Annotated in this window: 17 protein-coding genes; 5 read left to right on the top strand and 12 right to left on the bottom strand. The window is 69.6% G+C overall.

The window, feature by feature from the left end; translation table 11 throughout:
- Positions 1–17 precede the first annotated feature (17 nt).
- Positions 18–743, bottom strand: a complete 726-nt coding sequence (locus METY_RS02990) for an adenosylcobinamide amidohydrolase (RefSeq protein ID WP_103120128.1) — start codon at positions 741–743, stop codon at positions 18–20.
- Positions 744–894: 151 nt separating this feature from the next.
- On the opposite strand from METY_RS02990, the gene METY_RS02985 reads away from it, so the two are divergent.
- The 5 genes from METY_RS02985 to murJ all read left to right on the top strand — a co-directional run bounded on the left by METY_RS02985 (position 895) and on the right by murJ (position 6509).
- Positions 895–1917, top strand: coding sequence for a sulfate ABC transporter substrate-binding protein (locus METY_RS02985; protein WP_103119913.1), 1023 nt, complete (start codon positions 895–897; stop codon positions 1915–1917).
- A 177-nt stretch (positions 1918–2094) separates the two neighbouring features.
- Positions 2095–2928 (top strand): sulfate ABC transporter permease subunit CysT, encoded by an 834-nt coding sequence (gene cysT, locus METY_RS02980; protein WP_103119912.1) that lies wholly within the window; start codon positions 2095–2097, stop codon positions 2926–2928.
- Positions 2918–3805, top strand: coding sequence for a sulfate ABC transporter permease subunit CysW (cysW, locus tag METY_RS02975; RefSeq protein ID WP_103119911.1), 888 nt, complete (start codon positions 2918–2920; stop codon positions 3803–3805). The genes cysT and cysW overlap by 11 nt, the downstream gene beginning before the upstream one ends.
- 19 nt (positions 3806–3824) lie before the next feature.
- Positions 3825–4892, top strand: a complete 1068-nt coding sequence (locus tag METY_RS02970) for a sulfate/molybdate ABC transporter ATP-binding protein (protein WP_103119910.1) — start codon at positions 3825–3827, stop codon at positions 4890–4892.
- A gap of 78 nt (positions 4893–4970) precedes the next feature.
- Positions 4971–6509: a murein biosynthesis integral membrane protein MurJ gene (gene murJ / locus METY_RS02965; RefSeq protein ID WP_103119909.1), complete on the top strand. Its 1539-nt coding sequence runs from the start codon at positions 4971–4973 to the stop codon at positions 6507–6509.
- A gap of 51 nt (positions 6510–6560) precedes the next feature.
- Here murJ and METY_RS02960 read toward each other — a convergent pair whose 3' ends face one another.
- From METY_RS02960 to METY_RS02910, 11 genes are all read right to left on the bottom strand, one after another.
- On the bottom strand, positions 6561–9236 hold the full coding sequence (locus METY_RS02960; RefSeq protein ID WP_103119908.1) for a nitrate reductase: 2676 nt from the start codon (positions 9234–9236) through the stop codon (positions 6561–6563).
- A 244-nt stretch (positions 9237–9480) separates the two neighbouring features.
- On the bottom strand, positions 9481–11115 hold the full coding sequence (locus tag METY_RS02955; RefSeq protein WP_103119907.1) for a sulfite reductase subunit alpha: 1635 nt from the start codon (positions 11113–11115) through the stop codon (positions 9481–9483).
- 5 nt (positions 11116–11120) lie between these two features.
- Positions 11121–12917 (bottom strand): NirA family protein, encoded by a 1797-nt coding sequence (locus tag METY_RS02950; protein WP_103119906.1) that lies wholly within the window; start codon positions 12915–12917, stop codon positions 11121–11123.
- Between the two features lie 163 nt (positions 12918–13080).
- A complete protein-coding gene (locus METY_RS02945) occupies positions 13081–14292 on the bottom strand; it encodes an NAD(P)/FAD-dependent oxidoreductase (RefSeq protein ID WP_103119905.1) in 1212 nt (403 codons plus the stop codon).
- A gap of 12 nt (positions 14293–14304) precedes the next feature.
- Positions 14305–15105 (bottom strand): ABC transporter ATP-binding protein, encoded by an 801-nt coding sequence (locus METY_RS02940; RefSeq protein WP_103119904.1) that lies wholly within the window; start codon positions 15103–15105, stop codon positions 14305–14307.
- 11 nt (positions 15106–15116) lie between these two features.
- A complete protein-coding gene (ntrB, locus tag METY_RS02935; RefSeq protein ID WP_103119903.1) occupies positions 15117–16019 on the bottom strand; it encodes a nitrate ABC transporter permease in 903 nt (300 codons plus the stop codon).
- Positions 16020–16093: 74 nt separating this feature from the next.
- Positions 16094–17404 (bottom strand): CmpA/NrtA family ABC transporter substrate-binding protein, encoded by a 1311-nt coding sequence (locus METY_RS02930; protein WP_103120127.1) that lies wholly within the window; start codon positions 17402–17404, stop codon positions 16094–16096.
- Positions 17405–17780: 376 nt separating this feature from the next.
- Positions 17781–18887, bottom strand: a complete 1107-nt coding sequence (locus METY_RS02925; RefSeq protein WP_103119902.1) for a CmpA/NrtA family ABC transporter substrate-binding protein — start codon at positions 18885–18887, stop codon at positions 17781–17783.
- Entirely contained in the window at positions 18884–19477 is a 594-nt protein-coding gene (locus tag METY_RS02920; RefSeq protein WP_103119901.1) for an ANTAR domain-containing response regulator, read from the bottom strand. Before METY_RS02920 ends, METY_RS02925 begins: the two co-directional genes overlap by 4 nt.
- Positions 19478–19548: 71 nt before the next feature.
- A complete protein-coding gene (locus tag METY_RS02915) occupies positions 19549–20814 on the bottom strand; it encodes an O-antigen ligase family protein (protein WP_103119900.1) in 1266 nt (421 codons plus the stop codon).
- Positions 20811–22319: an undecaprenyl-phosphate glucose phosphotransferase gene (locus METY_RS02910; RefSeq protein ID WP_103119899.1), complete on the bottom strand. Its 1509-nt coding sequence runs from the start codon at positions 22317–22319 to the stop codon at positions 20811–20813. The genes METY_RS02915 and METY_RS02910 overlap by 4 nt, the downstream gene beginning before the upstream one ends.
- Positions 22320–22385 lie beyond the last annotated feature (66 nt).

The following is a 22385-nucleotide window of genomic DNA, read 5'->3' as shown; positions in this document are numbered from 1 at the left end:
TTACGAGGCGTGGCTCCTTAGGGCCTTCCTTCATCTGCGCTGTTGTGGTCTTTCGTATGAGCCATCCAGTCGCAGGCGCCGTTCTTCACCGCTTCATAGACAGCGGCGCCGATCGCGACGCCCACGTCTGTGTGCAGCCCCGCGAAGTTGGCGGCCGGGTCGCCGAGCGGCGCCGCGACGACGACGCAATCCGTGCCGGTGCCCGTCGCCGCTCCGCCGTCGACGGCGCGGCCGCTCGCCATGACCGCCGCGGTGCGGGCCTCGACGGCGATCGACAGCGCCTCCACCAGCGCGGCGTCGGTCAACGGGACGGAGCAGGCGACCAGCAGGTTGATCGTGCCCCAGGCCTCGCGCGGAGGCGGGGAAGGCTCGCCGACACGGGAGGCGTTCCCAAGGCCCACCGTCGCGAGGCAGCGCGCGCTTGCGCCGCCGGACGCGGCCCCGGCGACGCGACGCCGTCGCACGTCGCGGGAGGTCATCATGCCGACGGCGTCGCCAAACCCCGCCGCTTGCATCCGCGCTTCCAGCAGAGCGGCGGGATCGACGGTCACGGGAAGGTCGTCGTCCTCGACCTCAAGCCAGACGACCTGATCGGCGGTCTGGAAGCCCGGCCTCGCCAGCGCCCAGCTCAGCATGCGCTGCGGCCGGACGAAGCGCGCCGTCAGCCAAGGGCGTGCGCAGGAGACGAAGAACAGCGCGTCCGCCTCGCTCGCGGGGTGGTCAAAGCCTCCGTCGGCGCTCATCTCAAGGTCGTCGTCTTGCGAGAAAGGGCTGTGGTTCATTGCCTTGCGCAGCCGGCCCGGCCGTTAATTCCACAAAGCTAGTGATTTTATGTATTGACATTGACGGCCGGAAAAGTGGAATGAGCGCATCGCTTCCGGAGGCCTGACGCCGATGCATCGTCGCACTTTCACCCGCGCGCTGACCGCCCTTGCGCTGGTCGTCCCCCTGTCTGCGGCCGCGCCGACCGCCTTCGCTCAGACGACGCTGACCAACGTCTCGTACGACCCGACGCGGGAGCTCTACAAGGAGTTCAACGCCGCCTTCGCGAAGAGCTGGAAGGCCGAGACCGGCGAGGACATCCGAGTTCAGGTCAGCCATGGCGGCTCCGGCAAGCAGGCGCGCTCGGTGATCGACGGTCTGAACGCGGACGTCGTGACTCTCGCGCTCGCAGCCGACATCGACGCCATCGCTAAGGCCACGGGCAAGCTGCCGGCGGATTGGCAGAAGCGGCTGCCGCACAATTCCTCGCCCTACACCTCGACCATCGTTTTCCTGGTCCGCAAGGGCAATCCGAAGGGGATCAAGGACTGGGGGGATCTGGTGAAGGCCGACGTCCAGGTCATCACGCCGAACCCCAAGACCTCGGGCGGGGCCCGCTGGAACTATCTCGCCGCCTGGGCCTACGGCCGCGAGGCGAACGGCGGGGATGACGCTAAGGCCAAGGCCTTTGTGGCGGAGTTGTTCAAGCACGTGCCCGTGCTCGACACGGGCGCCCGGGGCTCGACCACCACCTTCGCCCAGCGCGGCCTCGGGGACGTCCTGCTGGCCTGGGAGAACGAGGCCTATCTCTCGCTGAAGGAGTTCGGCGAGGACAAGTTCGACATCGTGTTCCCGTCGATCTCGATCCTGGCGGAGCCGCCGGTCGCGATCGTCGATGCGAATGTCGACAAGAGCGGGACCCGGAAGGCGGCCGAGGCCTACCTTAAGCTGCTTTACGCTAAGGAAGGCCAGACAATCGCGGCGAAGAACTTCTACCGGCCGGTGTCGCCCGACCTCGCCGAGAAGGCGGATGTCGACCGCTTCCAGAAGCTGAAGCTCGTGACGATCGACAAGGACTTCGGCGGTTGGGGCAAGGCGCAGTCCGAGCACTTCGGCGACGGCGGCACCTTCGACCAGATCTACAAGCCGAACTGAACCCGCCCCTGCACCCCCTCTCTGTAATCTGTTCTGCGGCCGGACGTCGACGTCCGGCCGCAGGCATGTCCGCCGTTCCCTCAAAGACGATCGAGCCTTAGAGTGACGTCCAGCCCAGACGCGACCTATGCGGCGCCGGCCGCCCCTGGCGCTCCGCCCTCTCGACTGAAAGTCCGCATGAGCGCCACGCCTTTCAGGACGCCAAGCGCAGTGCCGGGCTTCGGGCTCGCGCTCGGGTTCACCGTGCTCTACATGTCGCTGCTGGTGCTGATCCCGCTCGGCGCGGTGGTGGCCTGGGCGGCCTCGCTCGGCCCGACCAGGCTGCTGGCGATCCTGACGCAGACGCAGACGCTGAACGCGCTGAAGATCAGCTTTGGGATCTCGCTCGCGGCGGCGGCGGTGAACGCCGTGTTCGGCCTGCTGTTGGCCTGGGTGCTCACACGTTACGACTTCCCCGGCCGACGCCTCGTGGACGCCACAGTGGACCTCCCGTTCGCGCTGCCGACCGCCGTCGCCGGCATCGCGCTCGCCGCGATCTACGCGCCGAACGGTTGGGTTGGGTCGCTGCTGCCGTTCAAGGTCGCCTACACGCCGCTCGGCATCTTCGTCGCCATGACCTTCATCGGCCTCCCCTTCGTAGTGCGCACCGTTCAGCCGGTGCTGGCGGATGTCGACCGCGAGTTGGAGGAGGCGTCCGCCACCCTCGGCGCGGGACGGCTGACCACGGTGTTCCGGGTGGTGTTTCCAACGCTTGTCCCTGCGCTTCTGACGGGCTTCGCGCTCGCCTTCGCGCGCGCGGTCGGCGAGTACGGCTCCATCATCTTCATCGCCGGCAACATCCCGAACGTGTCGGAGATCGCGCCGCTGCTGATCATCACCAAGCTCGAAGGCTTCGACTACGCCGGCGCGACGGCCATCGCGACGATCATGCTGGCGATGTCCTTCGTGATTCTGCTGGTGGTGAATCTCATCGAAGCCTGGTCGCGGCGGAGGCTCGGCCATGCCCGCTGATCCGCGCCAGACTCTCCCCGCTCATCCCGTCGCCGCGGGCGCCAGCCCGACCACCGAGCCGATCGCCGTGCGCCTGGCGCTGATCACGGTCGCCTTGGCGTTTCTGGCGCTGTTCCTGGTGCTGCCTCTGATCGCCGTGTTCGCCGAGGCCTTCCGCAACGGCGTCGACGCGTACTTCGCGTCCTTCGACGATCCCGACACCTGGTCGGCGGTGTGGCTGACGCTCGGCGTCGCGGCGATCGCGGTCCCGCTCAACGTGGTCTTCGGCCTCGCCGCCTCCTGGGCGGTGGCGAAGCACGAGTTCCGCGGCAAGAGCCTGCTGGTGACGCTGATCGACCTGCCGTTCTCGGTCTCTCCGGTCGTGTCGGGCATGTGCTACGTGCTGCTGTTCGGCGCGCAGGGCTACTTCGGCCACTACCTGCAGAGCGTCGGCGTCCAGATCATCTTCGCCGTTCCCGGGCTGGTGCTCGCCACCATCTTCGTCACGTTCCCCTTCGTGGCGCGCGAGCTGATCCCGCTGATGCAGGAGCAGGGCGTCAGCGAGGAGGAGGCCGCGTTGTCGCTCGGCGCCGGCGGCTGGCGCACGTTCTGGTCGGTCACGTTGCCGAACGTGCGTTGGGCGCTGCTCTACGGCGTGCTGCTCTGCAACGCCCGCGCCATGGGCGAGTTCGGCGCCGTCTCGGTCGTCTCCGGCCATCTGCGCGGCCAGACCAACACGGTCCCGCTCCAGGTCGAGATCCTCTACAACGACTACAATTTCGTCGCCGCCTTCGCCGTCGCCTCGCTGCTCGCAGGTCTCGGCCTGGTGACGCTGGTGGTGAAGAGCGCCTTGGAATGGCGCTACGCCGACCAGCTCGCCTCCGGCCGCCGCCACTGACAACGGACTGAATAGACCCATGGACCTCAAGATCCGCGACGTCCGCAAGGAATACGGCTCCTTCCCTGCGCTGAACGGCGTCAGCCTCGACATCCGCTCGGGCGAGCTGGTGGCGCTGCTCGGGCCTTCGGGCTCCGGCAAGACCACGCTGCTGCGCGCCATCGCAGGGCTCGAGATCCCGGACTCCGGTCGGATCCTCTTCGGCGACGAGGACGCGCTGGCGAAGCCGGTCCAGGAGCGCAACGTGGGCTTCGTGTTCCAGCACTACGCGCTGTTCCGGCACATGAAGGTGTTCGACAACATCGCCTTCGGCCTGCGCGTGCGCGGCCGGGCGCGCCGGCCCGCGGAAGCCGACATCCGCAGGAAGGTGCTGGAGCTGCTTGAGCTCGTGCAGCTCCAGGGCCTCGAGAACCGGTATCCCGCGCAGCTCTCCGGCGGCCAGCGCCAGCGCGTGGCACTCGCCCGCGCGCTCGCGATCGAGCCGCAGGTGCTGCTGCTGGACGAGCCCTTCGGCGCGCTCGACGCCCAGGTCCGCAAGGAGCTGCGCCGCTGGCTGCGCGAGATCCACAACGAGACCGGCCACACCACGGTGTTCGTCACCCACGACCAGGAGGAGGCGCTGGAGCTCGCCGACCGGGTCGCCATTCTTCACAAGGGCGACCTGCAGCAGGTGGGTACGCCGGACGCGATCTACGACCAGCCGGCGACCCCGTTCGTCTACGCCTTCATCGGCGACTCGAGTTCGCTGCCGATCGAGGTGCGCGGCGGCCAGGCGGCGCTCGACGGCAAAGCGCTTCCGCTCGGGCGCGTCGACGCGCCCGACGGCCCCGCGCGGCTGCACGTGCGCCCGCAGGACGTGACCTTCGTGGCGCCGGGGGAGGGGGTCGCCCTCGGCCGCGTTGCCACGCTGCGGCGGCTGGGTGCGTTCCGCCGCGCCGACGTCGACGTCGGCGTTCGCCGGTCCCGCATCGAGGTGCGGCTGCCGCCCGAAGCCGTCTTCGCCGAGGGTGAGGAGGTGGGCCTCGCGTTCGAGCGCTTCGCGGTGTTCCCCGCGGAAGGAGCGCCGGGCGCCGCCCGCGCGGCGTAAGCGTCGGAGCGCACTTACCCCGTCTCGCGCGCCCCTGTATCGTCCGCGGCCGTAACGGCGGGGCGGAGACGATGATTCATGTGGCGTAAGGCGGCCTCCGTCGGCGGACTGACGCTCGCCTCGCGCCTGTTCGGCTTCGTCCGCGACGTGATGATGGCGGCGCTGCTCGGCGCCGGACCGCTCGCGGACGCCTTCATGATCGCGTTCCGGCTGCCGAACCATTTTCGCGCGATCTTTGCGGAGGGGGCGTTCAACGCCGCCTTCGTGCCGCGCTACGCCCGCGCGCTGACCCAGGACGGAGAGGGCGCAGCGCGCGCCTTCGCCGAGGACGTGCTGGCGATCACGGTGGTGGTCCACCTCGGCCTGCTGGCGCTCGCCATCGCCTTCGCGCCCTACGTCGTCGCAGCTCTCGCGCCGGGCTTTGCTGAAGATCCCCCCCAGCTCGGGCTGACCGCCTCGCTCACCCGGATCACCTTTCCCTACCTGCTGCTGATCTCGATGATGACGCTGGTCTCCGGCGTGCTGAACGCGCACGATCGTTTCGCCGCCGCGGCCGCGACGCCCATCCTGCTCAACATCTGCATGATCGCCGCCCTGATGGCCTCGGGGCTATTCCCGACCGTCGCGCACGCTCTGGCCTGGGGCGTGCTGATCTCCGGCTTCGCGCAGCTTGCGCTGGTCCTCGCGGACCTCAGGCGCTCGGGCCTCTGGCTCAGGCTGCGCGTTCCGGCCCTCACAGCGCACGTGAAGACCTTCCTCAAAGGCTTTGGTCCGGCTGTGCTTGGGTCGGCGGGCGTGCAGATCGCCATGTTCGCCGACACGATCCTCGCCTCGTTCCTGCCGAGCGGCTCCGTGTCCTACCTCTACTACGCCGACCGGCTCTACCAGCTGCCGCTGGCGGTGGTCGGCATCGCGATCGGCACCGTGCTGTTGCCGGAGCTGTCGCGCCGCCTTGCGCGCAACGACGTCCCCGGCGCGCGTGACCGGCTGAACCGTGCGCTCGAAGGCGCGCTGCTGATGACGCTGCCCTTCGTGGCGCTGTTCGCGGTGGCCGCCGCGCCCGTGGTCGCGGCGCTGTTCGGCCGCGGCGCCTTCGACCTGAAGGCGGTGGCGGGCTCCGCCGCCGCGCTCGAGGCCTACGCGGTCGGCCTGCCAGCCATCGTCGCGCTCCGCTGCGTCACGCCGGCCTTCCACGCCTCCGGCGACACCGCGACGCCTGTGAAGGCGCTCGCTGTCGCCACGCTCGCGAACCTCGGGCTGAAGCTGGTGCTGATCGGGCCTTACGCCCACGCCGGGCTCGCCTTCGCCACTTCGGTCGGCGCCTGGGTCAACCTCGGCCTGCTGGTGCTGCTGCTCAGAAATCGCGGCCGCTTCGCGCTGGATCGCCGCCTCGCGTTGAACCTCGGCGCGCTAGCGCTCGCGACCGCCGCCAGCGCCGCCGCCATCTGGTTCGCGCTGGCGCCCGCCGGCGCCGTGAAGGGATTGATCCCGCAGATGCCGGACCTCGCGCCCGCGGCGCTGATCGGCCTTGCGGGGTTCGCGGCCTACGCCGCCCTCGCCGGGCCGGGGTTCTGGCTCGCGCGAAGGTTCGGGCGGGGTGGATCAGAGGGCGCCTGACGCAGGTCCCCAGGAACCTCGTCGTCTCAGCCAGTAGCCATCGCAGCGGTGTTACGCGGTCGCGAGCGCCCGCGCCGCCACCAGCATGCGCCGGATCTCCGGCAGGCAGGAGCCGCAGTTCGTTCCGGCCTTGGTCGTGGCGCCCACCGCCGCGGCGTCCGCCGCGCCGCCGCGGATCGCGGTTTCGATGACGCCTTTCGGCACGCCGTGGCAGGCGCAGACCAGCGGGCCGCAGGCGGCGCCGTCGCTGGCGCGGCCGGCGAGCAGGAGGCTGCGGACCTGGCCTTCCGTAAGCCCCTCGCCGAGCTTCGCGCGGAGGAAGGTCCAGGCGCTCTCCTGTCGATCGGGCGCGACGAACAGGCAGGCCGCCAACGCCCCGTCGCGGAAGACGGCGGAGCGCGCCACCCCGCGGCCGGCGTCGACGTAGTCCACGATCTCGTCGCCCGGCTCGAGGTCCGGAAAGATCTCGGAGAGCGTCACCTCGTGATCGGTGGCGAACAGCAGGCCGAACCCGTGCGGCACGGTCGCCCTTGCCCACCACGTGGCGGGATCGAGCGCGCCGAGGGCCCCTCGGGTCAACGCGAAGCCCTGGCGCGCGAAGCGCGCCGGCGCGACCGCCGCCGGCGTCGCCTTGGCGTCGGGCTGTCCGGAGAACGGATCGACGGCGGCGTGAACCAGCGCGCCCACGCGGCCGTTGGACGAGGTTTCATCGTTCCAGTGGATCGGCGCGAACAGCGCTCCCCGGCGCTGGCCGGGCTCCGCGCGCACGCGCAGGACGACGTCGCCATGGGTGGTTGTCACCCGTGCGAAGCCGCCGTCCTTCAGGCCCTCGGCGGTCGCGTCGTCCGGATGGATCTCCACGAACGGCTCGACCAGATGGCTGGAGAGCCGCTGGCTTTTGCCGGTGCGCGTCATGGTGTGCCACTGGTCGCGGATGCGGCCGGTGTTGAGCCGGAAAGGGAAGCGATCGTCGGTCGAGGCCGACGGCGCGAGCGGCGCGACCTCCACGAAGTTCGCCCGGCCGTTCGCGGTGTAGAAGCCGCCCTTGGCGAAGAAGCGGGTCTCCGTGCGCGCCATGCCGCGGCGGGCCGGCCACTGGATCGGCTTGAGCTGGTCGTAGTCGTGGGTGTCGAGGTCGGCCAACGCGCCGATGTCGAAGTCGCGCGTTCCGTCGTTCTCGAACGCGGAAAGCGCGGCGTGCTCGCGGAACACCTCGCCCGGCGTGCGCCAGCCGAAGGCCTCGCCGAAGCCGAGGCGCTTCGCCACCTGCGCCACCGCCCACCAGTCCGGCCGCGTCTGGCCGGGGGGCGCGAGGAACGGCCGCTGGCGCGAGATGCGGCGCTCGGAGTTCGTGACCGTGCCGTCCTTCTCCCCCCAGGCCGCGGCGGGAAGGCGGATGTGCGCGCCGGCGCCCAGTGTGTCGTTGGAGGCGACGTTTTCGGAGACGACGAAATGGTCGAGCCGCTTCAGCGCGGCGCGCACGGCGTCGGCGCGCGGCACGGAGACGGCGGGGTTGGTGCCCATCACCCACAGCGCCTTGATCTGGCCGCGGCCGATGGCGTCGAACATGTCGACGGCCTTCAGCCCGTCCGCCTGCGCCATGCGCGGCGCGTCCCAGAACCGGCGGACCCTGTCGATCGAGGCCGGCTCGAAACCCATGTGGGCGGCGAGCTGGTTGGCGAGCCCCCCGACCTCGCGCCCGCCCATGGCGTTGGGCTGGCCGGTGAGCGAGAACGGCCCCATGCCTTCGCGGCCGATGCGACCCGTGGCGAGATGGCAGTTGATGATCGCCCCGACCTTGTCGGTTCCCTGCGCCGCTTGGTTCACCCCCTGGCTGTACAGCGTGACCACGCGTTCGGTGGCCGCGAACAGCTCGAAGAAGGCTGCGACGTCGGCGGGCGGCAGCCCACAGGCGGCCGAAGTGGCCGAGACCGTCGGCGCGATCTCGCGGGCTCGGGCGAGGGCCGCGTCGAACCCCTGCGTGTGGCCCGCGACATAAGCCTGGTCGAGGCGGCCCTTGTCGGCGAGATGGACCAGCAGCCCGCAGAACAACGCCGCGTCCGAGCCCCCGGCGAGCGGCAGATGGAGGTCGGCCTCCTCCGCCGTCGCGGTGCCGCGCGGGTCGATCACCACGATCTTGGCGCCCCGCGCCGCCTTCGCGGCCAGCATCCGCTGGTAGAGCACGGGGTGGCACCAGGCGGCGTTGGAGCCGACGAAGACCAGGAGGTCGGCGATCTCGAGGTCGCGGTAGGTCCCGGGCACCGTGTCGGCGCCGAAGGCGCGCTTGTGCCCCGCGACTGAGGACGACATGCAAAGGCGCGAATTTGTGTCGACGTTGGCCGAGCCGAGGAAGCCTTTGAACAGCTTGTTCGCGGCGTAATAGTCCTCCGTCAGAAGTTGGCCCGACAGATAGATCGCGATGGCTTCCGGCCCGTGCGTCTCAAGCGTGCGGCGGAAGCCCTCCGCCGTTGCGTCGAGCGCTTCGTCCCAGCTCGCGCGCTTGGCCCCGATCTCGGGATGCAGCAGCCGCCCGTTGAGCGACAGGGTTTCGCCGAGCGCCGAGCCCTTCGAGCACAGCCGGCCGAAATTGGACGGGTGCTCCGTGTCGCCCGCGATGGTCGCGCCACCGAGATGATCGGGCTGCGCCAGCACCCCGCAGCCCACGCCGCAGTAGGGGCAAGTGGTGCGGGTGGGGGCCTTCGGCAGGTCGGCGGGGCGCATGTTCATGGGCGGACGGAGCCACGAGCGAAACCAGCGTCATCCCGGCCGGAGCGCAGCGCAGAGCCGGGATCGTTCGCGAAGCGAGGCGCCTTGTCCTGAAGACGGTCCCGGGTCTGCGCGGCTGCGCCGCTTCGGCCGGGATGACGGCCCTCCTCAGCATGAGGCGACCTCCGGCGGCGTCCAACCTTCTCATGCTGAGGAGCCGGCCGTCGGCCGGCGTCTCGAAGCACGCACTCTGTTTCCGCGCCCATCAGTAGACGTCCGCCTGGTAGCGGCCGGCCTTCTTCAGGCCCCCGACGAACGCCTTGGCCTCGTCGGCGCTTCTGCCTCCATGGGTTGCGACCACCTCGACCAGAGCCTTCTCGACGTCGGCCGCCATGCGCTTGGCGTCGCCGCAGACGTAGAAGTGCGCGCCTTTCTCGAGCCAGCTCCAGAGCTCGGCCCCGGCCTCGCGCATGCGATCCTGCACGTAGACCTTCTCCGCGCCGTCGCGGGACCAGGCGAGCGACAGCTTCGTCAGCGCGCCCGCGGCCTGCAGCTCGGCGATCTCGTCGCGGTAGTAGTAGTCCGTCGCCTCGTGCTGGTGCCCGTAGAACAGCCAGGCGCCGCCAGCGGCGTTGGTCGCCTTGCGATCGCGCAGGAAGGACCGGAACGGCGCGATGCCCGTGCCGGGGCCGACCATGACGATCGGGACCGCGCCGTCCTTCGGAAGCGCGAAGCCGTGGGCCTTCTGGACGTAGACCTTGAGCTTGTCGCCCGGCGCGACGCGGTCGGCGAGATAGGTCGAGGCGAGGCCGAGCCGAGTGCGGTCACCGATGCGGTAGCGGACGGCGGCGACGGTCAGGCTGACCTTGCCGGGATCGGCGGAGAGCGCCGACGAGATCGAGTAGAGCCGCGGCTGCAGCGGATCGAGCGCGCCGAGGAGCTCCGCCGCCGGCGGGGTGACGGCCGGGAACTTCTCCAGCGCCGCCAGGACGTCGAGGGTCGCGAGGTCGCCGTCCGGGTCCTCGCCTTCGGCGAGCTTGGCGAGCGTTTGCTTCTCGTCGGCGCTTTCGGCGTAGACGCCGAGCAGCTCGAACAGCGCGTCCGGCGCGGCGCCGAGCGACATCCGCTCCGACAACCAAGCGGCCAGGGGCAGCGTGTGGCCGTCATGCGTGACTTCGGCCTCCGGCGCGACGCCGAGACGCGCGGCCACCGCCAAACACAGCTCCGGCGCGTTCGTCGCGAACAGGCCGAACGAGTCGCCCGGCTGATAGGTCAGGCCGCAGGCGGAGAGGTCGATCTCGACGTGGTTGGTCTCCTTGTCGGAGCCTTCGCCGCTGACCGCGCGCTTCGACAGGAAGGCGGCCTCGACCGGCGTCTCGCGCGAGCGGCCGGGCTCGGCCGCGGCCGGCGCCGCGGGGATGGGCGCAGGCTTCGCGGGCGCCGCGCCGCCACCGTCGAGCTCCTCGAACAGCTTCTTCAGCATGCGGGTCGTTTCCTTGCCGCCCGGCACGCAGAGATTGAGCTTCTTCTCCTCGCCCGCCGCGATCGCGGCGGAGTAGCTCTCGCAGAGATAGCCGCACTGGCCGCAGTCCTGCTGCGCCATGGCCGCGTACATGCGGCGCTTCACCGGCTTGCCGGCGGCCATCTCCATGCGCTCGTCGATCGGAATGGACGCGTCGTGCCACGGCGCGCCGTCGTCCTCTTCCTTCGGCGCGGAGGCGCCTTCGCCGGGCAGAGGCGAGCCCAGCAGCGCGGTCGCGGCGTCGCGCGACAGCGCCTGCATCCCGCCGTCCATCGACAGCAGGCCGGCGAAGAAGCCGTTCAGCCAGGCCCGTTGCTCAGGGCTGAAGGGCGCGTTCTCGGGAACGAGGGGAGGGAGGATCTGGCCTTGCGCGGTCATGGGGTTCAAGCGCCCTCCAGCTCGAAGATGGTCTTGAGCGCGTCGATCTCGTGCCGGCGCGTGAAGGCGGCGAAGGTCTCGGCGCCGCTGCGGGCGGCGAGGTAGCCGCGCAGCATTTTCTCCACGACGGCCGGGCAGTCCTCGCCCTTGACGTCGCGCAGCAGCTCCCGGCCGATCGTCGCGTCCGAACCGAAGCCCCCGCCGACGTGGAGGTGGAAGCCTTCCACCGTGTCCTCGTCGTTGATCGGCACCTTGGCGCCGATCAGGCCGATGTCGCCGATGTAGTGCTGCGCGCACGAGTTGTGGCAGCCGGTGACATGGATGTTGACGGGAGTGTCGACCGCGAGGCCGACGCCATCGACGTGGTTCGCGATCAGGTCGGCGAAGCCCTTGGTGTCGGAGGCCGCGAACTTGCAGCCGCGGTTGCCGGTGCAAGCCACCAGGCCGGCGCGGACGTTCGATGCGGAGGTGGCGAGCCCGATGGCGGCGATCGCCTGCTCCACCGCCGCCACGTCAGCGTCGCGGACGCCCGAAAGCAGCAGGTTCTGCCAGACGGTCAGGCGCACGTCGCCGTCGCCATAGCGCTCCGAGATGTCGGCGAGCGAACGCATCTGCGCGCAGGTCATCTTGCCCAGCGGCAGCACGACGCCCACCCAATTGAGGCCGGGCTGCTTCTGGGGATGCACGCCGATGTGGGCGAGCCGGTCGCTCTCGAGACGCGGCGCCACGGCGTCGGGCGAGACGCGGGTGAGGCTCCAGCCCAGGACTTTCTCCACCTCGGCCAGGAACGTCTCAAAACCCCAGGCGTCGAGCACGTACTTCAGCCGCGCCTTGTTGCGGTCAGATCGGTCGCCGGAGGCGATGAACACGCGGACGATCGCGTCCGCCACCTTGGTCGCCTTGTCGAGCGGCACGATCACGCCGGTGTCCCGGGCGAAATCCTTGTGGCCGGTGATGCCGCCGAGCGCGAGCCGCCACCAGACGCCAGGCGCGACGCCGGCGCCCTCCAGCACCTCGACGGCCTGGAAGCCGATGTCGTTGGTGTCCTCCAGCGCCGCGATCCGGCCGGCGCCGTCGAAGGCCACGTTGAACTTGCGCGGAAGACCGTAGAGAGCGCGGTCGTTGAGGATGTGGTGGTGCCACTCCTTGGCGTAGGGGCGGGTGTCGACCAGCTCCTGCGGGTCTATGCCGGCGGTCGGGGTGCCGGTGACGTTGCGGATGTTGTCGGCGCCGGAGCCCTTGGAGGTCAGGCCGATGTCGACCAGGCCCTCGATGTAGGGAATGCCGTTGGCCGCGCTGATCTCGCGCGCCTGCAGGTTGGCGCGGGTCGTCACATGGGTGAAGCCGCCGGCGTAGCGCTCGGACAGGTCGGCGACGCCGCGGAACTGCCAGGCCTTCAGGATCCCGTTGTGGATCCGCAGCCGGCACATGTAAGCGTCCTGCGTGGGGCCGACGTAGAACAGGCCGTGGAAGCGGATGCGGAAGTCGTCGAGCGACTTCGCGAACTGGTTCTTCTCCGCGAGGTCCTTCAGCCGCGCATAGGCGTCGAACGGGTGCTCCTCCCGCTTCGCCTTCTCCTGCGGGACGAGCTTCTTGCCCGCCTTTTCCTGCGCGGCCATGGCCTTGAGGTGGATCGCGTCTGGCCCGGCCGGCTCGGCCTCGACGACCGCAGGGGCGCCGGGACCGCCGAACGGCACGCCGCCGCCGAAGCCCGGAGCGCCGCGCGAGCCGCGGATCGCCTGCACGCCGGAGACGAAGCCCTCGAGGTACCGCTTCTGGTCGGGAGAGAAATCCTGGGTCATGAGCTGACGCCAATCCGATCGAATAGGCCACATGGACCAACGAGTGCGTGCTTCGGGACGCGGACCTGCGGTCCGCTCCTCGGCATGAGGAGCGCCGGAAGCGCGTTTCGAAGCACGCACTCGGCCGCCGCGGCGAAAGTGAACCGTGTCATCGCCGCCTCCTTCACGCCGCAAGCGCGAAGCCGCGCCCGAAGGCGAGGTCGTCGCGCAAGGGCCCGAGCGGCGCGCCGCTCGCGATGAGGTCGAGGTACCAAAGGGCGTCCGAGGCTTCCCCCACGAGGATCGCGCCTTTCAGCCGGTCGTCGCGGACGATCAGCTTGCGGTAGCAGCCGTGGCCTGGGTCCGAGAGCACGATGGTCTCGTCGCCGGCCTCCGCCTCGATCGCGCCGGCGGAGAACACCGCGACCCCTGAGACCTTCAGGTTGGTGGAGAGCAGCGTGCCGGCGTAGGCCGCGTCGTCGCCGGCGAGGGCGCGCGCCAGCGTCTTCGCCTGCTCGTAGGCGGGCGCGACGAGGCCGTAGACGACGCCGCGGTGTTCGGCGCATTCGCCCAGCGCGAAGATGCGCGGATCGGAGGTGCGCATGGCGTCGTCGACCAGCAGGCCGCGGTTGGCGGCGAGCCCGGCGCCGCGCCCGAGCGCAGCGTTCGGGCGCACGCCGCAGGCCATGACGATGAGGTCGGCGGGAAGAACCTCGCCGGAGCCCAGCTCCAGCCCCTCCACCTTGGTCTCGCCTACGATCGCCTTGCTCTGGGCGCCCAGCGCGAAGGCGACGCCCTTGGCCTCGAGCGTCCGGCGCAGCGTGGCGGCGCCCCTGGCGTCGAGTTGGCGCTCCATCAGCCGGCCCATGAGGTGCACCACGGTGACGGCGCAGCCGAGCTTGACGAGGCCGTAGGCCGCCTCGAGCCCGAGCAGCCCTCCGCCGATCACCACGGCGCGGGCGCCGGGAACGCCGAGCGTCTTAAGGCGCATGGCGTCGCAGCGGTCGCGGAACACCAGCACCTGCGAGAGATGCGCCCCCGGCAGCGGCAGCCGGATCGCCTCAGAGCCGGTGGCGAGCACCAGCCGGTCGTAGGCGAAGGCGCGGCCGTCTTTCAGCGTCACGCGTCGCGTCGACGGATCGATCGCCTGGGCCGGAGCGCCGGTCAGCAGGCGGTAGCCGTTCGCCGCGTACCAGGCGCGGTCCCGGAACGCGAGGTCCTCGTCGTTCGCCTCGCCGGCGAGCAGCGAAGACAGCAGAACCCGGTTGTAGGCCGGCTCCGGCTCCGCGCCGATCACGGTGACGGCGTAGCGGCCGGGGCAGGCGGCCTTCAGCTCCTCGAGGAGCCGGAGGGACGCCATGCCGGCGCCGACGACGACGAGACGCTCGCGGTCCATGGCCAAGGCTCCTCAGGCCGCCTCTACGAAGCGGTGACGCTCGTAGAGGAACTTGAGCACCGCGGCGCGGGCCGCGATGTAGGTCCGGTCGGAGACCAGTTCGAGCCGCTTGCGCGGGCGCTCGAGCGGCACCGAGAGCACTTCGCCGATGCGGGCAGAGGGGCCGTTGGTCATCATCACGATGCGGTCCGAGAGCAGCACGGCCTCGTCCACGTCGTGGGTGATCATCAGGACCGTGTTCTTCAGCTCCGCCTGGATCTGCATGACCTGGTCCTGCAGATGGGTGCGGGTGAGCGCGTCGAGCGCGCCGAAGGGCTCGTCGAGCAGCAGCACCTTCGGCTGCATGGCGAGCGCGCGGGCGATGCCGATGCGCTGCTTCATGCCGCCGGAGATCTCCGACGGGCGCCGGTCCTTGGCGTGGGCCATGTTCACCAGCTCGATCTGGCGCATGGTCCACTCGTGGCGCTCGGCCTTGCTCTTGGTCTTGGCGAAGACCTTGTCGACGGCGAGCGCCACGTTCTCGTAAGCCGTGAGCCAGGGCAGCAGCGAGTGGTTCTGGAACACCACGGCCCGGTCCGGTCCGGGTTCGTCCACCACCTTGCCTTCGAGGAAGACCACGCCCTTCGTCACGCCGGTGAGGCCGGCGACGATGTTGAGCAGGGTGGACTTGCCGCAGCCGGAATGGCCGATGATCGAAATGTACTCGCCCTCATGCACGTCGAGCGAGACGTCCTTGAGGACCTCGTTGGTGACGCCGCCGCGCGAGAAGGCTTTGTCGACGTGCTGGATGGAGAGAAAGGCTTGGGCTGACATGGTCCGGATCCTCACGCGGTGGCCGTGCCGCGGGTGACCGCGTTGGCGATGAACGCGACGATCCGGTCGAGGATGAACCCGACCACTCCGACGTAGACGAGCGCCAGAATGATGTCGCTGATGTTGGACGAGTTCCACGCGTCCCAGATGAAGAAGCCGATGCCGACGCCGCCGATCAGCATCTCGGCCGCGACGATCGCGAGCCAGCTCAGGCCGACGCCGATCCGCAGGCCCGTGAAGATGTACGGGGCCGCGGCCGGGATCATGATCTTGGTGAAGTATTCGAAGCCGTTAAGCCGGATGACCTTGGCGACGTTCGAGTAGTCGGTCGGAATGTTGCGAATGCCGACCGCGGTGTTGATGATGATCGGCCAGACCGAGGTGATGAAGATCACGAAGATCGCCGAGGGCTGGCCGTCACGGAAGGCGGCCAGCGACAGCGGCAGCCAGGCGAGCGGCGGCACGGTGCGGAGGATCTGGAAGATCGGGTCGAGGCCGCGCATCGCCCAGGTGGACTGGCCGACCAGCACCCCGAGCGCCACGCCGACCACCACCGCGATGGCGTAGCCCACCGCGACGCGCTGGAGGCTCGCCAGCAGGTGCCAGAACAGGCCCTTGTCCAGGCCGCCTCGGTCGTAGAACGGGTCGACGATCAGCTCCCAGGTGTCGGTGACGACCTGGCTCGGAGGGGGGAGCGCCGATCCGGGCCGCGAGCAGATCAGCTCCCAGAACAGCAGCAGCAGCGCGAGCACCACCAACGGCGGGATCAGCGTGGTGGCCGCCCAGTCGAAGACGCGCCTGGCGCGCTTGGCGATCGGGGAGGGCGCCTTGGGCGCCCGGAACGCGACGACTTCGGCGGCGGGCGCCGCCTTGGTCGCGCGGGCGTCGTCGAGTTTCAGGACCGGGGCCGACATGGCGACTCCTCAGGAGGTGGGCGGATGGTCGGGGGCGGGGAGGGCGCGCAGGCGCCCTCCGTAGGGGCGGCGCCTTAGGCGACGCGTTTGATCTCGAGGCTCTCGAGGTAAGCCATGGGCTGGGCGGGATCGAAGACCTTGCCGTCGAAGAAGGTCTCGACGCCGCGCGAGGTCGACTCCGGGATCGTTTTGGCGCCGACCGCCTTCGCGGCCTCCTTCCAGAGGTCCTCGCGGTTCACCTTGGCGATCATGCCCTTGACGTCTGTGTCCGGGGCGAACTTGCCCCAGCGAATGTCCTCGGTCAGGAACCACATGTCGTGGCTCTGGTAGGGGTAGGAGACCGGGCCGCCGCCCCAGAACTTCATCAGGCCGGGGCTGTTCTCGAGCACGCGGCCGTCCCCGTAGTCGTACTGCCCCTTGAGGCGGCCAACGATGTCCTTCACCGGCACGTTGAACCAGGCGCGGGTGCCGACGATCGAGGCGACCTCGTCCTTGTTCGCCATGTCGTCGCAGAACATCTGCGCCTCCATGACGGCCATCAGCAGCGCCTTGGTGGCGTTGGGGTACTTGTCGACATAGGCCGCGCGCATGCCGAACGACTTCTCGGGATGATCCTTCCAGATCTCTGAGGTGTTGCAGGCGGAGAAGCCGATGCCTTGGCCGACGAGCTGGGCGCCCCAGGGCTCGCCGACGCAGAAGGCGTCCATGGTGCCGACCTTCATGTTCGCCACCATCTGCGGCGGCGGCACCACGATGGTCTCGACGTCCTTGTCCGGGTCGATGCCGGCGGCCGCCAGCCAGTAGCGGATCCACAGGTCGTGGGTGCCGCCAGGGAAGGTCATGGCGACCTTGGCCTGCTGGCCCGCCGCCTTCTTCTTCAGGAACTCGTCCTTCAGGGGCTTGGCGTCGACGGTCGGCTTCAAACCCTTGTAAGCCGCGCCGACGGAGATCGCCTGGGCGTCGTAGTTCAGCCGGGCCAGGATATACATCGGCAGCGGGATGTTCTGCTGGGTCACCTTGCCCGCCGAGATCAGGTACGGCATCGGGGTCAGGATGTGCGCGCCGTCGATGCCGTTGCCCTCGGAGCCGAGCACCAGGTTGTCGCGCGTGGTGCCCCAGGACGCCTGCTTCGTCACGGTGACGTCCGTCATGCCGTGCTTGGCGAAGAAGCCCTTCTCCTTCGCCACGATCAGCGGCGCGGAGTCCGTGAGCGCGATGTAGCCGAGCGTCGCCTTGGTGGTTTCCGGCCCCGCGCCCTGCGCGAACACGCCGGAGGGCGAGAGCGTCCGGGCGGCGAGGAGCGTCGCGGCGGCGCCCGCGCCGACGCGGAGCACGTCGCGGCGGCGGAGGCCAAGGCTCAGAGGCGTCTTGGGGTCGGTGGTCATCAGGCCTTCGGCTCCATGCGCGCCCATCGGCGCTCGGGGTCTTGAAGGGGCCGCCGTCCGCATGACGGGGGGCCCAGAAACGAAAAAAGCCGCGGACGTGACGTGCGGAAGGGCGCTCGTCAGGTCAGCGGCGTCGCTGGCGCCCGTCAGTGGGCGAGAGGCGGGCGTCTTCGTCGACGCCAACCTCGAACACTTCTATTCAAGTCGCGTGCCAAGTTGGCGACGCCGACTGGGATCGTTCAATTTCGAGGGGTTTTGAATCGCATTAGGCAACCGAGCGACCGCGTCCGATAGGCCTTTGGTTGCCGCCGGGGCGCGCAGATGCAGCTTCAGTTTTGTGCACTGCACGCAAGTTAGGCGGCTCGGGCGTCGGGCGTCAGTCGGTGAAGACGCCCAGCGGATCATCCTCTTCGGGCGGGGCGGCTCGGCCCAGAGCGGCGTCGTAGACGTCCGCTCGGTAGCTCGCCGCGGCGAGCTCGGCGCCCGCCGGGTCGTCAGCCGCCTGCCGCCACCGCACCATCTGCGCGTGCAGCCAGCGCGCATGTCGATGGTCGGGGCGCGTGGCGCCGTCTCCGCCGAACAGGATGTAGCTGTCCGAAATGCGCGCCTCGTCGCCGTCGCCGGTCGCAAGGCGCCCGTCCAGCGCGCGCTGGATGATGTGCGCGTGGACGTCGAGCCGGTTCGGAGCGGCGAGCCGTCGCGCCGCCTCCTCACGGTTGTTGGGCTCGTCGAGCCAGTCGGCCGCACGCACGCAGGCCCGCACCAGCCGGGCGGCGAGCTCGGGGTTCTGCGCCAGCCAATGCGCTCGCACCGCCAGAACCTTTTCAGGGCAGCGCCGCACCAGCTCGACGCCGAGGTGGAGGATGCGGCCGAGCTTGTACTCGACTGCGACCGAGTTCCAGGGCGCGCCCACGCAGAAGCCTTCCACGTGGGCGTTCTCGAGCGCGTCGACCATGAACGGCGGGGGCACGACCGCGAGCCGCACGTCCTCGTCCGGCTCGACGCCCGCGGCGGCCAGCCACAGCCGAAGCTGATAGTTGTGGGTGGAGAACGGGAAGGTCATGCCGAGCGTCGGCGGCTCGTCGCCATTGCGCCGTCGCTCCTCCACGACCGCCTTGAACGCCGCCCCGGTCGCTCGCGGGTCGGCCATGCGCGCGCCCGGCGCCATGTGCCGGCGGATGGCCTCGAACAGCGGCGGCGACATCGTCACCGCGTTGCCGTTCAGGCCGAGCGCGAGCGGCGCGGCCAGCGGCACCTTCACGGTTGCAAGACCAAGCGTCGTGGCGATCGCGATCGGCGCGAGCAAGTGCGCGCCGTCGAAGTGGCCGAGCGTCAGCCGGTCGCGAATGTTCGCCCAGGACACTTCCCGCACCAATTCGAGCGCGATGCCCTCTTCCGCCGCGAACCCGACGTCGGCCGCGATGATCGGAATGGCGGCGTCGACGAGCGGAATGAATCCGATCTTGACCGGGTCGAGGCTCATCCGAGCAGCTCCGCAGCGGTGATCACCGATTGGGCGATCTCGACGATCTTCTTCTTCTCGTTCATGGCCGCTTTGCGCAGCAGCGCATAGGCCTCGTCCTCGTCGATCTTCTTCGCGCGCATCAGGATGCCCTTCGCGCGGTCGACGGTCTTGCGCTCTTCGAGCTGGCTTTTGGCCTGCTCCAGTTCGGCGCGGAGCTTGGCGAAGGCCCGAAAGCGGCTGATCGTCGTCGCGAGGATCGGCTGCACGCGCTCGCGTTTCAGGCCGTCCACCACATAGGCCGAGACGCCGGCGTCAATCGCGGCCTCGATCGAGGCGCTGTCGCTCTGGTCGACGAACATCCCGACCGGTCGCCGCACGGCGCGGCTCACCTGGAACATCTGCTCCAGCACGTCGCGGCTCGGGTTCTCGAGGTCGATCAGGATCACGTCCGGGTCGATCGCGTAGATGCGGGCGAGCAGGTTCACGTGGTCCGTGATCCGCATGATCGTGGTGTGCCCGGCGTCGCGCAGACCCTGCTCCATGATCGCCGCGCGCTCGGGGCTCGCGTCGATCAACACGATCTTCAGCGGTCGGTCGCGGTCGGGCATGGGGCGGGGTCGCGCCTTTGAGCGGGCCTGCGGAAGTGCGGACTACTTTGGCGCGACGGCCCCGGGGGCCGTCAACCCGCCGCGCGGGGCATGCGCGCCGACGCCGCGCCGTCGGCTCGGCGCTGGTGGGCGATTGTCGCGGCGATGAAGCCCCAGGTCATGCCGAGCAGCGCCCACTGGTGGCGCCAGTGATCGACGTCGATCACCCAGGCCTCCATCATCAGCACGCTCCAGGTGGAGAAGGCGCAGATGAAGATCGGTCGCCACGGAGTCGGAACGAGAATCGTGCGGCCCGCGAAGACGAAGGTGACGATCACCAGCGTCGGCAGGGCGAGGCCCCCGAGCCAGCCGTAGGACATGAACGCGTTGAGATAGGTGTTGTGGACATCGGCGCCGAAGAGCTTGGCGAACTGGAAGATCCCAATGCCGAACGGCCGTTCGAGCGCGAGCTGGAAGCCGGCGGCGTGGCGCCCGAAGCGGCCGTAGCGGCCGACGTCGTAGTTCTGCTCCAGGCTCGCGCGTTCCGCGAACAGGCTCGACACCGAGGGCAGGGTCAGCAGCACCGCGATCAGCAGGGCGGCGCCGAGGGCCGCCGCGCCGCATATGAGAAGGATGCGCGCCCTGCGCGCCGGCGTGGGCGCGGCGAGGATCGTCAGCACGGTCATGATCGCGGCGGAGCCGATCAGGTGGCCCCAGGAGCCGCGCGAGAAGCTCAGGAACACGCCGCTCATGATCAGCCCGAGCGGCAGCAGCACGAACAGGGATTTCTTGAGCTCGACCGAATAGAGCCGCTGGATCAGCACTAGCGCCGGGAAGATCAGGTAGGGCGCGTAGACGTTTGGGTCCTTGAAGGTCGCCTTTGCGCGGCCGTAGATCAGCAGCGAGTCCGCGAACGGCGCCAGGTGGAAGTAGCCCACGATCGCCAATCCGCCGCCGATGGCGCCGGCGATGACCCAGGCGTTGGCGATCAGCCTCGCTCGGATCTCGGTCCTCTCGGCGAGCAGCAGGGAGTAGAACACCCCGGTGCCCGACAGGAAGATGCCGACGGTGGTCCATTTCTGCGTGTCCGCCCGGTCATAGACCAGCGTCAGGGTCAGCACCGCGCCGAGCTGGTACAGGATCACCAGCAGCACGAAGGGCAGCAGCGTGCGCGGAAGGCTGAGGCCGGTCGCCGCGAACACAGCGATCGCCAGGATGAAGAGCAGGTCGTAGGGAGCCGGCTCGAACATCACGAAGAAGCTCGAGGCGACCGCGAGCCACACGATGCCTTCTCGCAGGCCCTCCGCGCCGAAGGTCAGCGCGCGGCCGCCGCCATAGGTGGCGCGCGAGGCGGTCAATAGGCGTTGTCCGTCTTGGCGAGCGAGATCGGCGTCTTCAGCAGGATGATCAGGTCGAACAGGATCGACCAGTTCTCGATGTAGTAGAGGTCGTGGTCGACGCGCTTCTTCAGCTTCTCCGGCGTGTCGACCTCGCCCCGCCAGCCGTTGACCTGCGCCCAGCCGGTGACGCCGGGCTTCACGCGGTGGCGGGCGAAGTAGCCGTCCACGACGTCGTTCCAGAGCGTGTCGGAGGTGTGGGCGTTGACGGCGTGAGGGCGGGGGCCGACCAGCGCCAGCTCGCCCTTGATGACGTTGAACAGCTGCGGCAGCTCGTCGATCGAGGTCTTGCGGATGAAGCGGCCGACGCGCGTGACCCGGCTGTCGTTCTTCGTCACCACGGTCTTCGCGTCCGGGTCCGCCATCTCATGGCGGAGCGACCGGAACTTGAAGATCTCGATGACCTCGTTGTTGAAGCCGTAGCGCTTCTGCCGGAAGAACACCGGGCCGGAGCTGTCGAGCTTGATCGCGATCGCCGTCGCGATCATCAGCGGCGCCGTTAGCAGGATGCAGAGCGAGCCAACCACGAGGTCGAAGGCGCGCTTCGCGACGTAGTCCCAGTTCGCGATCGGCTTTTCCGCCAGCTCCACCATCGGGATCGAGCCGAGGTAGGAGTAGGAGCGCGGACGGAAGCGCAGCTTGTCGGTGTGGGCCGAGAGGCGGATGTCGACGGGCAGCACCCAGAGCGTCTTCAGGATCTCGGTGACGCGGCCGCGCGCCGTAACCGGTATCGTGACGATCAGCAGGTCGATGCGGGCGAGGCGGCCGAACTCGACGAGTTCGGCGATGTTGCCGAGCTTGGGATAGCCCGCGACGATCGCCGGCGAGCGGTCGTTCGAGCGGTCGTCGAACACGCCGCAGATGTGGACGTCGTTGCCGGGAGTCGCTTCGAGCGCGCGGATGAGCTCGGCCGCGGGTTCGCCGCCGCCGACGATGACCGCCTTGCGGCCGAGCCGGCCCTGCGCCGCCCAGCGTTTCACCAGGATCGCGAGCCACGCGTGCGCGACGAGCAGTCCGGCCGCGCCGAACACGAACCAGTAGCCGAGCCAGCGCCGGTCGATCGCGCCGCCGAAGTCGAGGAAGGCGCCGAGCGCCGCGAAGCCCGCGAAGACCAGCGTCCAGGCGCCCAAGATGCGGCCGAGCTGGCCGCCCACCGAGCGGAACGCCACCACATGGTAGGCGTCGGCGGCCTGCGCGAAGATGAGCATCAGCACGACGCCGATCCCGGCCGCGAGCGGGTAGACCCAGCTCATGCCGGACAGGGGCCCCAGCGTCAGGCCGTAGGCGAGGGCGGCGGAAGCGAGCACGAGCGCGGCGTCCGCCAGGCGGACCGCGCCGACCAGCAGCGTCTGCGAGATGGAGGCGGCCGTGAACTGCTGCGCGATCTCGCGCGCCTGCTCGTTCAGCCGCGTTTGGCGCGGCGTCAGAGGCTTCGGTTCATCTTGCCTGATCTCGAGGCGCGCCATTTGGAACCCGCTCACGTCGCCGCTCCGTCGCGATGTCGGGTCAGGATGGCGACAAACTCAAAACAA

The organism is Methylopila sp. Yamaguchi (assembly GCF_002897035.1).
Lineage (GTDB): Bacteria > Pseudomonadota > Alphaproteobacteria > Rhizobiales > Methylopilaceae > Methylopila.
Note: the sequence above shows the minus strand (reverse complement) of the source record. Positions and strands in the feature narration are given on the sequence as shown.

Bases quoted from the DNA above. Each gene is read 5' to 3' on its own strand.
- METY_RS02990 (WP_103120128.1), bottom strand. From the start codon at position 743: ATGAGCGCCGACGGAGGCTTTGACCACCCCGCGAGCGAGGCGGACGCG.
- METY_RS02985 (WP_103119913.1), top strand. From the start codon at position 895: ATGCATCGTCGCACTTTCACCCGCGCGCTGACCGCCCTTGCGCTGGTC.
- cysT (WP_103119912.1), top strand. From the start codon at position 2,095: ATGAGCGCCACGCCTTTCAGGACGCCAAGCGCAGTGCCGGGCTTCGGG.
- cysW (WP_103119911.1), top strand. From the start codon at position 2,918: ATGCCCGCTGATCCGCGCCAGACTCTCCCCGCTCATCCCGTCGCCGCG.
- METY_RS02970 (WP_103119910.1), top strand. From the start codon at position 3,825: ATGGACCTCAAGATCCGCGACGTCCGCAAGGAATACGGCTCCTTCCCT.
- murJ (WP_103119909.1), top strand. From the start codon at position 4,971: ATGTGGCGTAAGGCGGCCTCCGTCGGCGGACTGACGCTCGCCTCGCGC.
- METY_RS02960 (WP_103119908.1), bottom strand. From the start codon at position 9,236: ATGAACATGCGCCCCGCCGACCTGCCGAAGGCCCCCACCCGCACCACT.
- METY_RS02955 (WP_103119907.1), bottom strand. From the start codon at position 11,115: ATGACCGCGCAAGGCCAGATCCTCCCTCCCCTCGTTCCCGAGAACGCG.
- METY_RS02950 (WP_103119906.1), bottom strand. From the start codon at position 12,917: ATGACCCAGGATTTCTCTCCCGACCAGAAGCGGTACCTCGAGGGCTTC.
- METY_RS02945 (WP_103119905.1), bottom strand. From the start codon at position 14,292: ATGGACCGCGAGCGTCTCGTCGTCGTCGGCGCCGGCATGGCGTCCCTC.
- METY_RS02940 (WP_103119904.1), bottom strand. From the start codon at position 15,105: ATGTCAGCCCAAGCCTTTCTCTCCATCCAGCACGTCGACAAAGCCTTC.
- ntrB (WP_103119903.1), bottom strand. From the start codon at position 16,019: ATGTCGGCCCCGGTCCTGAAACTCGACGACGCCCGCGCGACCAAGGCG.
- METY_RS02930 (WP_103120127.1), bottom strand. From the start codon at position 17,404: ATGACCACCGACCCCAAGACGCCTCTGAGCCTTGGCCTCCGCCGCCGC.
- METY_RS02925 (WP_103119902.1), bottom strand. From the start codon at position 18,887: ATGAGCCTCGACCCGGTCAAGATCGGATTCATTCCGCTCGTCGACGCC.
- METY_RS02920 (WP_103119901.1), bottom strand. From the start codon at position 19,477: ATGCCCGACCGCGACCGACCGCTGAAGATCGTGTTGATCGACGCGAGC.
- METY_RS02910 (WP_103119899.1), bottom strand. From the start codon at position 22,319: ATGGCGCGCCTCGAGATCAGGCAAGATGAACCGAAGCCTCTGACGCCG.